Annotated in this window: 11 protein-coding genes; all 11 read left to right on the forward strand. The window is 34.1% G+C overall.

Translation table 11 applies throughout. From position 1 onward, the window contains the following. The first annotated feature begins 517 nt into the window (after positions 1 to 517). The 11 genes from ABE34_RS16000 to ABE34_RS16050 all read left to right on the forward strand — a co-directional run bounded on the left by ABE34_RS16000 (position 518) and on the right by ABE34_RS16050 (position 13,670). Positions 518 to 1,549: a protease inhibitor I9 family protein gene (locus ABE34_RS16000; RefSeq protein WP_197143483.1), complete on the forward strand. Its 1,032-nt coding sequence runs from the start codon at positions 518 to 520 to the stop codon at positions 1,547 to 1,549. 225 nt (positions 1,550 to 1,774) lie between these two features. Beyond that, positions 1,775 to 2,644 (forward strand): hypothetical protein, encoded by an 870-nt coding sequence (locus tag ABE34_RS16005; protein WP_241747235.1) that lies wholly within the window; start codon positions 1,775 to 1,777, stop codon positions 2,642 to 2,644. 399 nt (positions 2,645 to 3,043) lie between these two features. Beyond that, complete coding sequence (locus ABE34_RS16010; protein WP_197143484.1) at positions 3,044 to 4,351, forward strand: methyl-accepting chemotaxis protein; 1,308 nt, start codon at positions 3,044 to 3,046, stop codon at positions 4,349 to 4,351. Positions 4,352 to 4,879: 528 nt separating this feature from the next. Continuing rightward, positions 4,880 to 5,551, forward strand: coding sequence for a lipoprotein BA_5634 family protein (locus ABE34_RS16015; protein ID WP_197143485.1), 672 nt, complete (start codon positions 4,880 to 4,882; stop codon positions 5,549 to 5,551). Positions 5,552 to 5,577: 26 nt separating this feature from the next. Continuing rightward, on the forward strand, positions 5,578 to 6,297 hold the full coding sequence (locus ABE34_RS16020; RefSeq protein WP_197143486.1) for an ABC transporter ATP-binding protein: 720 nt from the start codon (positions 5,578 to 5,580) through the stop codon (positions 6,295 to 6,297). Continuing rightward, positions 6,287 to 8,263: an ABC transporter permease gene (locus ABE34_RS16025; RefSeq protein ID WP_197143487.1), complete on the forward strand. Its 1,977-nt coding sequence runs from the start codon at positions 6,287 to 6,289 to the stop codon at positions 8,261 to 8,263. Before ABE34_RS16020 ends, ABE34_RS16025 begins: the two co-directional genes overlap by 11 nt. Positions 8,264 to 8,348: 85 nt before the next feature. Continuing rightward, on the forward strand, positions 8,349 to 9,047 hold the full coding sequence (locus ABE34_RS16030) for a response regulator transcription factor (protein WP_241747234.1): 699 nt from the start codon (positions 8,349 to 8,351) through the stop codon (positions 9,045 to 9,047). A 3-nt stretch (positions 9,048 to 9,050) separates the two neighbouring features. Further along, entirely contained in the window at positions 9,051 to 10,286 is a 1,236-nt protein-coding gene (locus ABE34_RS16035; RefSeq protein ID WP_197143522.1) for a HAMP domain-containing sensor histidine kinase, read from the forward strand. A gap of 539 nt (positions 10,287 to 10,825) precedes the next feature. Continuing rightward, complete coding sequence (locus ABE34_RS16040) at positions 10,826 to 11,401, forward strand: TetR/AcrR family transcriptional regulator (protein WP_197143489.1); 576 nt, start codon at positions 10,826 to 10,828, stop codon at positions 11,399 to 11,401. A gap of 37 nt (positions 11,402 to 11,438) precedes the next feature. Further along, entirely contained in the window at positions 11,439 to 12,062 is a 624-nt protein-coding gene (locus ABE34_RS16045) for a GNAT family N-acetyltransferase (protein WP_197143490.1), read from the forward strand. Positions 12,063 to 12,440: 378 nt separating this feature from the next. Further along, on the forward strand, positions 12,441 to 13,670 hold the full coding sequence (locus ABE34_RS16050; protein WP_197143491.1) for an aminopeptidase: 1,230 nt from the start codon (positions 12,441 to 12,443) through the stop codon (positions 13,668 to 13,670). The last annotated feature ends 142 nt before the right edge of the window (positions 13,671 to 13,812 follow it).

The following is a 13,812-nucleotide window of genomic DNA, read 5'->3' on the forward strand; positions in this document are numbered from 1 at the left end:
AGCAGTTTACATCCTTTAATTGGCTTTTTTTGAAAAACAATGAAACTCATTGTAATTAATTCTCGTCTAATAATTGAATTATAATTTTAGGAGGTAAATAATGATTTGAAAAAAATCCTTAGTAGTTGTAGCAATGTATTATTTTGCGGATCAGTTTCAGTTAAATTTGACTGAGCCGGTATTAGACAAAGTAAGTTTCAATAGTAAGTATTCTCCTTTATAAGATAGGAGAAGAACTAACTCGAAAGACTGGAGAAGATTCGACATCAAACAAATTCTCAGTAATGGTTATTTGGATAGAACGCTCACAAGAAGATCTGTGACTATGCAAAAGTCGAAAAGAAAATTGATGAATTTTCGAGAATAAATGTTTATAATAGCAATTACCTAACTAATTTAGTTAGGTAAAAGAGTTCTATAACTTTATGGTAGCGTTAAATATACTTGGATTGGATTTTTAAACAAATTCAATCTTATTCTGGTCTATTAACTGAATCGAACTTTAGGAGGTAAATAAATGAATATTAAAAAAATCTCATTAGTAGTAGCAACAACGTTAGTATTTTGTGGATCAGTTTCAGGGGTAAATTTGACTAAACCGGCATTAGCAGCACACAGTAACGTACACGATGTAAATATTCTCCCTTATAAAATATCAGAAGAACTAACTCGAAAGATTGAGGGAGCTTCGACATCGGATGTATTCTCAGTAATTGTTAGCTTTAATAAAATGCTCAACAAAGAAGACTATGCGAAACTTGAAAAGGAAATTGGTGAATTTTCAATAAGATATACTTATGATAGCGTTATTAGTGGTTTTGCTGGAGATTTAACCAAAGAGCAAATTTTATTGTTAAACAAAAATGCGTTTGTCACACTTATTGATTTAGACCAGGTAGTAACGAATTACGATGATATCATTGTTGAATCAACTTTTAGCAAGAATAAAAATGGATGGATCGGTGGATTTTCTGACTATCCATCTAAAGATAAACTTCGTTATAAGCTCCGATTTTCTATTAAGTCACTACCTAAAGAGATAAACATTAAACAAAAAGGTCTTTACTTAAGTGGATATAATGGCAGTGACGATTTATTTATGTTTGTTAAGAAGAAATTGGATACAAATGATCGATTAAAACCAAATACAAAATATAGTGTGACGTTTGATTTCGATATTGCTACTAATGCTGGAGATAAAATAGGCGTAGGTGGATCGCCAGGTGAAAGTGTATTTGTGAAAATTGGTGCAACCAATACGGAACCAATCCCAGTTAAAGATAAAACGGGATTTTATTTGATGAATATTGATAAAGGGAATCAAAAAGGAGAAGGTAAAGATGCATTTATGATTGGTGACTTGGCAAAAACGACAGTAGATAAGAAGTATGAGTTAAAACCTTTTAATAATAATCAACGCCCGTTTATTGTTGAAACTGATAAAAAAGGAGAACTGTGGTTATTTATTGGCACAGATTCCGCGTTTGAAGGTGTTACGAGTATCTATTATCCTCGAATTAAAGTAACCCTAAAAGAAGTGAAAGAATAGATGAACCCGAGAAGAAACAAGTGAGCTTTTACATTTTAGAACTCTAATTCCATTAGTGGTAGTAACAACGTCAGTATTTTGTGGTTCAGTTGATGACAAAGCTGTTCTTCGTTTCGTTTTACTCGGTCAAAAATTTAATGATTTGACGAAATGAATGAATGAGGTTAAATAACAAAAAGTTTCAGTTGATTAAGGACGGGAAGAAAAAATTAGGGGGCCAATGCCATGAAAAAAATACTTTTTATTTCCATGCTTTTAAGTTTCAGTATAATAAGTGCATGCTCTGATAAAGAAGAAAAACCTAACGTGCCGAACAAGCCACAAGAGGAACAGGAATCTAACGTGCCGAGCAAGCCACAAGAGGAACAAAAATCTAACGAGTCAAACAAGTCACAAGAAGAGCATCAATCAAACGAAAATCAGGAACCTTCCAAAACAAATAAGGGAAATACAGAAGCATCTCTTTCACATACACAGGCTAGTGTACTAAAAAATATTAAGAACCAGCTTAAAACTAATTTATCTATAACTTTACCAAAAGGGCTACCGATAACAGAAGGTACATTTTTAACTGCAACAACGAAGGCTGAAGCTAACCAAGTTGAAATACTATTTTTTGAAAGTAAAAAGCATTTGCCAATTAATGATCCGAAGCTTAAAAATTCACAGTCAGCTACTGCTATTGCAAGACTAGTAGTAAAACAATATCAGAATGCTAAAGAAGCTAATGAGCAAATTGCTTTTGTGAACTTTAGTCAAAATGGTGGTCAAGAGGTTGATCTTGGCTATAACATTAAAGGTTATCAGGATGCAGGAGCTGGTTCTTTATGGACTGGTTGGAATGAGGGTAGATGGGCAATTACGGCACGAACACGAACAGACAATCCAGAAGCAGGTATGAAACTTGCAAAACAGGCAGTCCAATTTCTAGAAACACATATGCTTCCAATCCCAAAACAAAACGGTTTTGCGCGCTTAGATGTTTATGAATCAGGGAATTCGATTGTTTGGCAGGACGAAAAACTGGTCTATACGCTTGATTCAATTAAAGAGCCACTTAAAGCTCTTGAAATTGCCACAGCTTTTTACCATTAACGAATTTTAATTAAAAGGATGTTATAATCCAACTATCTCCACTTAATCTAACTAAATTAGTTAGGTAATGAGGCTACAACAAAGCGCCTGTGGTTGAATCGACACAGGCGCTTTTTATGTAAAAAGCTTATTTGGGATTGCCTATGAAATAGAACAACTTGTAAATAGTCAGTACACCATTTTTGCTAACGGATGAATTGCAGGAAAAATGATTTAAATTGTTAGTGCCACTACAGGAATGGGGATTGTAGAACCAAGTTGGGATTTTGCAACATCAGAAAGTATACTACAACACAAGATAATCCAACATATGTAAAACATGAAGTAGTTTATTATACAGTAACGAATGTGTATGTAAGGGTAGTACGACATAACCATACATAAGATTGGAGTAAATAAATGAATACAGATGAAACTAAAAAAGGTACGATTAAATTTAGAAAAAGTCTAATTTTTAAAATGATTTTAGCTGTAGCTATCAGTTTATATATCAGTTCTCATATCTCAAACTTTATTAATGATCAAATTGATAAAGTAGATAAAATCAATGGTAGTCTGGAAGTTACCATCAATACTTTTGTATCCTTATTTATTGCAACATTCATTATCTCTTTAAGTACACGTTTTATAGTTATTAAGCGAATTGACAAGGTATTAAATGCAATGACACTTGCTGCTAAAGGTGACCTAACGATACGCCTTGAGGATAAATCTAAAGATGAAATTGGGCAGTTATCCTATTATTTTAATAATATGATTGATAACATAGAAACAGTGATTCAAAAGGCGAAGAAAGCTTCTTTGAAAGTATCATCTTATACAGAGGAGTTTACATCAATTGCTGATCAAAATAGTTCCTCAGTTGAGAAAATAGCCAATTTCAATAAGGGAATCGTATCTGGATCAGATGTTCAGGTGAATAAAACGATGATTTTATCAGAATCGTTTCAAGCTATTAATGAAGAAATGAGGAATGTATCACATGCAGTACGAGTAGTTTCAGATGTAGCGGGTGAGACTAATTTAAAAGCTGATTTAGGGTTGGCATTAATTGAACTATCAATTGATAAAATGAACACAATTAACGCTTCTGTAAAAGAATCAACGGATGTAGTGAATGCTTTAGGAGAAAAATCACAAGAGATTAGAATGATTTTAGAGCTTATAACACGTATTACTTATCAGACAAACATACTAGCAATAAATGCTTCTATTGAGGCAGCTCAAGCTGGTGAAGCAGGAAAAGGTTTTGCAGTGGTAGCGGATAGGGTTAGAAAATTAGCAGAAGAAGCAGGGAAGGCTACTTCTGATATCAAAATATTAATTGATGACATTCTAAGCAAAACATCTAATGCTGTTAAATCGATTAATAATGGTTCGCAATTTGTTGATGAAGGTAGAGAAGTAGTAGAACAATCAGGTGAGGCATTTAAAGACATTGTTGAATATATTCATCAAATTAACATTGCTACAGAAGAAGTCAAAAGTATTGTGTTAAACGTAAATAAACAAGCAAATAAAACTAATGAAGCAATTGTTGAAATTGCTGAAGTTGCAGAGGATACATCTTCAAGCTTACAAATTATTGCATTATCGATTGAGCAACAAACAGCTTCTAATGAAGAAATAGCTAGTTATGCAAATGTATTAGATAAAATGTCAAGTGAAATAATTGACGAAATCAGTAGGTTTAAAATTAAACAATAACTTAAGGTAGATATAATATTGTTTCTAAAATACATATCAAAGGATATTAAAAAACTGAATGTTAGATTCTATACTATTTTTTTCTTTATACCAAAACATACTGAGTTAATATAATAATTTGAGAAACTAACAAGATCTAAATTTATCGAATTGAAAATAAAGTCGTACCATTTGCAAAAATCTAATAAAAAATCCATTTTGATTATAATTTTTTCAAAATGGATTTTTTTTTGCTTAGTTTTTGAATAAAAGGAAGGAAACTGTTCAGCGAATCAAAACTATATGAAGTATGCCTCTTATGTTTGGATAGTAGGAATATTTATTAATCACTTAAGGTTGTTCACATCTACAAAAGCATTTTCAATCGTAATTCCTCCTGTAGAAAGTGAATTACATTTCTTAACACATGGGATTTTTCTATTCTTACAAACGAGTAAGAATAGAGAATCAATAGTAAGACAACAGTTATTCAAATATAAAGAATATCTAGTCTATAATTTAGACATGAAGTAAAAAAGGAGAAAGAAAATGAAAAAAATTATAGGATTTGTTTTAGTTATCGCCATTTTTTTAGGTATAGGATACGGAGTAAAACGTTATATTCAAGGTCCACCACAACCGGCCAATGGAATAGTAGTTATCGGCACAGAACAAGATGTAAATAAAGTTAAGCAGGAATATAAAAATAAAACCGAACAAACTTATGAGTACAAAGCGAAGTTCATCGTAACAAAAAAAGGTGAATCAGAAAGTGAGTATATGGTTATTAACAAAACTACTGCTGAACAATTAGTTAAGAAAGGAGTTATTAGAGCAAGAAAAGAACCAGGCAGTGCATCTATCATTTCAGAACCTGTTCATGAAATTAAAGAATTACCTGGTTCACAAAATTTGTTCTATTCTATAAGTGATTATGATTTGGTAGATCACCAGATAGATTTGAATGGACAAATGATACCTGTAAGTTATATTAAGCATCAAATATGGGTCGGATATATGGGTATGGATTTTGTTATTCTAAATGATAAAACTTATGATGAGTTAGCTGAGCCAGATTCCGTTATGACACTGATTCACTTAAAGGATTATAAATTTGATTATAAAGAAGATAAAGAAGAAGTAGAACAAGTTTTCAAAACAATTGAGAACGTCTATCCAGATAGCAAACGCAAAGTAAATTTTGTAGACATACAAGATTGAGTTTTAATGATGAGAGGATGAGTTATATGGAAGTTGTACGTTTAGAGAATATAGCGAAAAGTTATGGAGAAGGCAATAACAGGGTAGATGCATTAAAAGGAATTGATCTTTCTATTCAGCAAGGCGAATTTGTTTCAATCGTCGGAGCTTCTGGTTCTGGAAAAAGTACACTGCTACATATTTTAGGTGGGTTGGATCGCCCTAGTTCTGGGAAGGTATTAATTGGGGATAACGATATTTATGAATATTCAGACAATGAGCTTTCGGTATTCAGAAGAAGAAAGGTTGGGTTTATTTTCCAATTCTTCAACTTGATACCGGTGTTAAATGTCCAAGAAAATATTGCTTTACCTACATTATTGGATAGTGAATCTATAGATATGGAGTATTTAAATGAAATTATTAATATCCTGGGGCTTCAAGAACGTAAGGATCACTTACCTTCCGAACTATCTGGAGGGCAACAGCAACGGGTTTCAATTGGTAGGGCGCTCATTAATCGCCCGCATTTGATACTTGCTGATGAGCCTACAGGTAATCTGGATACTCGAAATACGAAAGAAGTTATGGATTTATTAAGATTCACGGCAAAAAAATACAATCAAACCATTGTAATGATTACTCACGATCTAACGATAGCATCAGCTTCAGATCGGATTATCACAATACAAGACGGTGAAATCATTTCTGACCAACGACTGACTGCGAAAGAGTCACTGACCGGAGGGACTGATTTTGATCAATAGTTATAAGCAACTAGGTACTAAGTATTTAAAAGGGAATATGAAACGAACAATTTTGACCTTGGTTGGAATCGTGCTCTCTGTAGCGTTAATTTCAACTATTGGTCTGTTTATGAAAGGTTCACAACTCTCTCAAATTGAGAACGCCAAGAAGATAAACGGAATTTCTTTTCATGTTGGAATTTCAAACTACGATGAGGTGATTTTAAATAAAATCAGATTTAATCCCCAAATTGAATCGTTTGGTCTGATGTCTCAGGGTGACACTGTTCCGGTTGGAGAGATATCTGTGCGTATGAATTTCGCGGATCATCATGCCTTAAACTTTCTAACCTACAGCCTACTAGATGGGAAATTACCGACCAATGCTCATGAAGCGGCTATCGATTCCTGGTTAATTCCATTTATAAAAAAAGATCTTCGATTAGGTGACTCATTTGAACTGGATGGAAAAACATATCAACTGGTTGGTTTACTGAATAATAGCGGGTTTACACAAAAAAATAAAGAGGGGAGATTATTAACATATAAAAGTGAGTTTGCTATTGGAGAGGGAAGGATATTAATTGAAATTAACGAGAAGGCAGACTTTAACGAGGTATTAGACGAACTTAACTCAATTACTGAAGATAATAACATTGTTATTAATACTTATTTGATTCAAGCTTTGAAACCAGAAACGAATCAATCGCTTCTGATTATGCTAGTTATCGTTGTCAGTATTGTTGTAATTTCTACAATTGTCGTTATTTACAACGCTTTTCAAATCAGTGTCGTAGAGCGAATGAAGCAGTTTGGCTTATTGAGAAGCATCGGTGCTACACGAAAACAAATTCGACAAATTGTCATGAAAGAAGCTGCCGTGCTTGCTTTTATAGCCATCCCAATTGGGGTTGTATGCAGCTTATTGGCGCTTGCTATTCTCCAAGCCTTTTTCGTGATTTTATTAGACAAAGGTTCAGAAGTTTCTTTTTTCTATATAGATTGGAAGATATTATTGGCTAGTTCGATTCTTACTCTGATAGCTGTATTAGTATCCAGTTATTTCCCTGCCTTTTTCGCAGGAAGAATATCACCACTGTTGGCAATTAGCAGTAGATTGTCAATAAAAAAAGAGAGGATCAAAAAACAAAATAATAAGGTGCTAAGAAAACCTTTTTCATTCCCATTAAGTATGGCCATTAAAAATGTAAAAAGAAATAAAAATCGTTATGTCGTTACTATTTTATCAATCATTATAAGTAGTGTATTGTTTATTACTTTTTCATCTTTGATGGACATCGCATTTTCATCCAAACTTGTGAACGATCCGTACGAATCGGATCTTACAATCTATCTACAAGAAGAAAATAATGTTTCTTCTGAGAATCTGGAAGTTTTAGAACAAATAAAGTTGATTAAAAATGTATCCGAGGTTTCCGAACAAGACTTAAGTATTAAAATTGAATTGAAGGATATAAATCAATCTATCGCGACTGTTGAAGACATCCAGGAGGCTATTGGAAAAAAACACGATATTACAGTGGTCAATAACTTTGAAGAGAATAAAGCCAAAAATGAAGAAGCTCTCATCATCAAAGTTCTTGTATATGCTTTTATTGTGGTCATTTCTTTAATTGGCAGTGTAAATATACTTAATACAATTACTATAAGTATCATGATTAGACGGAAAGAACTGGCTGCATTAAAATCCATAGGCATGTCCCAAAGGGATTTGAAAAAAATGATTATTTATGAAGCGCTGATTTACGGTTTTTCTGGAAGCTTGCAAGGTATTTTTTATGGTTGTATACTTTCATATATTTTGTACACGGCCGCATCCGGTCTCTTTAATGTTGAATGGTCGATTCCTTATAATGCTTGTCTCATTACGTTTGCTGCAGCATTGTTAATCAGTTATTTGTCTGTTCTGCTACCGCTGAGAAGAATTCAACAGGATAATATTATAGATACGATAAGGGAAGAGTAATACCTATGACCTGGCTATTTATAGTCAGGTTATTCTGATTGGGTGGTAAATGTTAATATGGAGTGAGAGGAAGGAGAAGATATATTTGATTAAAATACTACTTGTAGAAGATGATGAAGCTCTCGGTCTAGCCATTGAATTTTCATTAAGAAATGAAGGGTATGAGGTGATTAGAGCCACTAGTGTAAAAGAAGCGAAAAGCCAATTTAATGATCATACTTTTGACTTGGCTATTTTAGATATCAACCTTCCAGATGGAAATGGTTATGACTTATGCTTACACTTCAAAAACCAAAATAATGAAACAGCTATTATTTTTTTAACGGCTCTTGATGAAGAAGCAAATGTGGTAATGGGGCTAGATATTGGCGGAGATGATTATATAACAAAACCTTTTCGAGTTAGAGAACTTATGTCGAGAGTAAGAGTGCAATTACGCAAACAAATTAGGGTGGAAGAAATTTCAATGATTTTAATATCTGAAAATATAAAAGTGGATATGAATCAAGTAAAGGTATATAAAAATCAAGGAATTGTTTCATTAACAAGCTTAGAATATAAGCTTTTGTTAACTTTTATGAAAAACGCTCACAAAATACTAGAAAGAGATGAAATTCTACTGAAAATAACAGAAGAAGATGATGTTTTTTTTGGTGAAAATACGTTATCTGTCTACGTAATGCGTTTAAGAGAAAAAATTGAAGATGACCCCAAAAATCCACAGTTTATCATTACTAAAAGAGGAGTAGGATATCATTGGGATAAGGATGTGTACCGAGAATAGATGATGAAAAATACCGAATTGAAAGGTTATAAGATAATACTGGTGGTTATATTTTCTCTATTTATAATTTATCAGTTAATTTCACATCAAATTTTTTACAATCATTTAAAAACGGATTCTATCACAGCCTGGGGAGAAATTACCGCTAAATTGATTGAACAAAATCCTGAGAATGAAGCAGAAATTATGAAAGTTTTAACAAGTAATTCTTCTGATTCAAGTGAGTATCAGGAGAAAGGGAGAGAAATCTTTAGGCAGTATGGATTATACGAAGATTTGGAGACGAAACTTTTTCCACTTTTAAATAACCATATTTCTAGCTTTAATCAAACAATATTATGGGGAATGATTTGTTTCGGATTAATACTGTTTCTGGCAAACTATATACAATACAAGATTATTTTCAATAAAATTAAGCAACTTACCTCAACTGCTAAGAAAATAATTGATGGAGATTACTCAGTTACAATAAATGAAAATAAAGAAGGAGAAATCGCCAAATTAGCTGTTTCATTCCGCTCTATGAAAGACATAATTAGAAAAAATATGAAGGATTTACTTGGTGAGAAGGAATTCTTAGGACAAATGTTGCAAGACATATCCCATCAATTAAAAACGCCACTTTCAACTATATCAATCTATAATGAAATGTTATTGAATGAAGACTTGCCCCGTCAGCAACAAGTTCAATTATTGCAAAATAATGAAATTCAAATCTCCAGAATGAATGTCTTGATTCAAAACTTGTTAAAAGTAGCGAAAATTGATGCCAAAGCTGTTTCATTTGATAAAGAATCTTTAAACTTGGTGGAGACCATTCATGAAGTTTTGAATCGTTTGAAAAATATAATCAATGAAAGGAATTTGTCAATTGACTGGGACGGGACGGAGGAAGTAGTGGTTACCCACGATAAATTATGGATGCAAGAAGCTTTGATGAACTTGCTAAAAAATGCAATTGAACATTCTAAACCTGGTGATACAATCACAATTCAAGTTAATGATACACCGATTTATACAGAGCTCATAATTCAAGATTTTGGAGAAGGGATTGCTGCTGAAGACTTACCACATATCTTTAATCGATTCTATAAAGCAAGCACTTCTAAAAAACATGATTCTACAGGGATTGGCTTGGCTTTAACAAAAGCGATTATTGAAGCTCATCAGGCCTTGATTAAAGTTGAAAGTGAGAAAAATGTTTATACAAAGTTTACAATTACCTTTATAAAATTCTAATTTTAAAAAAATGGTTATTTTTGGATCGTCACCAAAACGCGTGGTTGATTTGAGCTGCTTCACTCGCGATGCTCGCTCCAGGGTCTCGGGCCAACAGATGTTTTTTGTGTGAAAGCGCAGCGACAGCAAAAGGGTTTTATCTGCGCGAAAGCGAAGAGATGTTGGTCGAAGGCGTTATCACAGGATGTGATGCTTTTAGCCTTCGTTCCTCTATCACTAATCCCCGAGGAGTCGCCCAGTCTCCACGCCAATCCACTTATTTATATAGACGTTTTAACAAAGCCATCCACAACTTTTGGTGATGAACCTATTTTTTTACATCATATCGAGGAGTCGCCCCCTTTGATTGAATACATATCACCTTGTCTGATACTCCAGAAAAGGGTAGTAAAATCTGTGTTTGCCATTATTTTGTAAAATTTTATAAAAATCTACATTCAATGGCTTGATAATTTGTATAAAATGGTTTATATTGATATCAAATGATACATTTATCTATCAAAAACAATTACTTTATACAAAAAAGGGAGAGATTAACAATGGGGAAAGGCTTGTCAGCGTTGAAGGAAGCGAGATTTAATGCAATTCTTGATGCGGCTACTATATTGCTTGTTGAAAATCCTACTGCTTCGATGAATGAAATTGCGGAATATGCGGGAATTGGCATCGCTACACTTCATCGCTACGTCGAAAGCAGAGAGAAATTGATGCTGTTCTTGGGTCATCGGGCTATACAACTGGTAAGTGATACCGTAAACCAGATTCCACTGGATGAGGAAAGAAGTGAAAACTATATCCCAGAACTCATTGAAGCGTTAATTCCCATAGGTGACAAAATTTATTTTCTAGGCCATGATGCGTCTGTATTTAACAACAAAGAATTAGGTGAAGCCGAAGAGAAGCTGAGGGAACCCATACGACGCGTTATTGAGCTGTTACAACAAAGAGGTTACTTTCAGCAAACGGTTAGCAGCGAATGGATTTTGAATACGCTTTATGCCTTGCTTTTCCATACTTGGGAACAGGTACATGAAGGTAATGTTCCTAAAAAATCGGCTGCAGAACTTTTTTTAAATACGTTTTATTATGGTTTCAAAGCTAAGGATGATAATTAACATCAATAATATAGAAAGAAAAAAGGAGTGCTAGGAAATGAATCAAATCTCAATTGTAAAGGCTGATCATCAATCCATGGTCAGCGCTAAGCTAAATGTAATGGCATTGGAATACATGGCGTTTTCACTTGCAGGATCTGAGGAGAAGAACACGATCGAAGGGACATTTCGTACGCTATGGCAGCAGGAGAACAATCGCTTTAGTCATCAATACGCTTACGAAGCTCAAATGGACGGGAAAACTTTAGGGATGATTACTTGCTATCCCATACCTGTTTTAAATCGTCTTGCATGGCCCACTTTCAAACAGCTGCTTTCATTCCGAAAGCTGGACCTTATTGTTTATAATATTCTGAATATCAAAATGTTTTATTCCATGATCACCATGAAGGAGGGAGAAGATGACGAGTTTCACATCGGAACAATCGCCTTATTGCCCGAAAGCCGAGGACTGGGGATAGGTACTAAGCTGCTTGAGTTTGCCGAGGAACAGGCCTGCCTGCAAGGCTTTTCTAAATGCTCTCTGACGGTAAAGAAAGAGAACCATCTTGCCATTAAATTGTATCAGAGGATAGGCTACCAGATTACAGGTGAAATCAATAAACCAAAGTTATCGTTGTACAGAATGGTCAAAAATGTAGAACCTTGCAACCGTTTATAAAAAAGTTGTACCGTAAGATTAAAAATTAAGTGAGTTTTATTCAAAAACAACACAATATTCAAGTATCAGCAGTGTATCAGAGACTCTTTACTATAAAGGATACAAGAGTGAGATTTATAATTACAATTACCTAACTAATTTAGTTAGGTAAACCAAAAATCATCATCATCATACTCTTGATGCAAATAAGCAATTGATTTCATGGTTTAATTCGAGATTTAGTTTTTCATGATTAGGAAAAATATTAAAGGAACTTCTATAGTTACAATTTAGTAAGATTATATTTCAAATTGTAAGGGAACAGTTATTCATTTAAATATAGAAAATGTTTATCTTTAAGGTAATAATAAACAATTAGACAAAAGTGAGGTAAATAATATGACTTTTGAAGAAAAATTACAAGCGTATGCAGAACTTGCGGTAAAAGTCGGTGTCAATATTCAACCAGGGCAATATTTATTAGTCAATACATCAGTGGATGCATTGGATTTCGCCCGTTTAGTTGTGAAAGAAGCTTATAAGGCTGGGGCAGGACGTGTTCATGTTAACTTAACGGATGATGAAATGGATCGTGCTTACTTTGAACATGCCTCAGATGAAGAATTTAATCGTTTCCCAGAATGGATAGTCAAAATGAATGATGAGCTGATCGAACGTAAAGGAGCACTATTAATGATAGATGCTGCAGACCCTGATAAATTTGCAGGTATTTCAGCCGATCGTCTAGCTACCTATCAAAAGGTATCAGGAGCTGCTCTGAGCAACAATCGCAACGCAGTAATGAAGGATTTAATAGCCTGGTCGATGATAGCAGTTCCTTCACCAAAGTGGGCATCGAAGGTGTTCCCGAACTTAGCGGCTGAGGATCAAGTACCAGCATTATGGGAGGCTATTTTTAAAACTGTTCATATCGGTGAAGGTAATGTTGTTGAAAACTGGCGTGAACATGTAACAAATTTAGAATCTCGTGCGGCCCTACTGAATAATAAAAAATATGCGAAGCTTCACTATACAGCGCCAGGTACGGATTTAACAATTGCATTAGCGCCACAGCATAAATGGATTACTGGAGGTGGTAAAACACCAGATGATACGATCTTTATGGCTAATATGCCGACAGAAGAAGTTTATACGTTACCGATGAAACAAGGTGTGAATGGCTATGTCAGCAATACTAAACCATTAGTTTATCAGGGGAATATTATCGATGGCTTTAAACTGACACTCGAAGAGGGAAAAATTGTTCAAGCTGAAGCACAGATAGGACATGATTTATTACAGGAGCTTATGAATGTGGATGAAGGCTCTTGCTATCTAGGTGAGGTAGCACTTGTACCACATGGATCGCCAATTTCAGCATCGGGGATTTTATATTTTAATACATTGTTTGATGAAAATGCATCGAACCATTTAGCGATTGGTAAAGCTTATCCAACTTGCTTAGAGGGTGGAAGAGATTTAGAAAACGATCAGCTTGAAGCGTTAGGTGCAAATATTTCAGTAACACATGAGGACTTTATGATTGGCAGCAGTGAGATGGACATTGACGGTATTTTACCAGATGGAACTGTAGAGCCAATTTTCCGTAAAGGTAGCTGGGCATTTTAAGTTTTTGATAGGAAGAAAGGAGTGGGGCAGATGAAACGATACCTGAGCTTCACTAGTAGCAATACTCACAAAGGTATTTAGATTTCATCTGCATTAGCTCAGACTGAAAATTACCTGTCAATTGGATATTCCTTGGCTTCTA

The organism is Lysinibacillus sphaericus (assembly GCF_015844675.1).
GTDB lineage: Bacteria > Bacillota > Bacilli > Bacillales_A > Planococcaceae > Lysinibacillus > Lysinibacillus sphaericus_E.

Coding starts and splice junctions, on each gene's coding strand:
- ABE34_RS16000 (WP_197143483.1), top strand. CDS start 518: ATGAATATTAAAAAAATCTCATTAGTAGTAGCAACAACGTTAGTATTT.
- ABE34_RS16005 (WP_241747235.1), top strand. CDS start 1,775: ATGAAAAAAATACTTTTTATTTCCATGCTTTTAAGTTTCAGTATAATA.
- ABE34_RS16010 (WP_197143484.1), top strand. CDS start 3,044: ATGAATACAGATGAAACTAAAAAAGGTACGATTAAATTTAGAAAAAGT.
- ABE34_RS16015 (WP_197143485.1), top strand. CDS start 4,880: ATGAAAAAAATTATAGGATTTGTTTTAGTTATCGCCATTTTTTTAGGT.
- ABE34_RS16020 (WP_197143486.1), top strand. CDS start 5,578: ATGGAAGTTGTACGTTTAGAGAATATAGCGAAAAGTTATGGAGAAGGC.
- ABE34_RS16035 (WP_197143522.1), top strand. CDS start 9,051: ATGAAAAATACCGAATTGAAAGGTTATAAGATAATACTGGTGGTTATA.
- ABE34_RS16040 (WP_197143489.1), top strand. CDS start 10,826: ATGGGGAAAGGCTTGTCAGCGTTGAAGGAAGCGAGATTTAATGCAATT.
- ABE34_RS16045 (WP_197143490.1), top strand. CDS start 11,439: ATGAATCAAATCTCAATTGTAAAGGCTGATCATCAATCCATGGTCAGC.
- ABE34_RS16050 (WP_197143491.1), top strand. CDS start 12,441: ATGACTTTTGAAGAAAAATTACAAGCGTATGCAGAACTTGCGGTAAAA.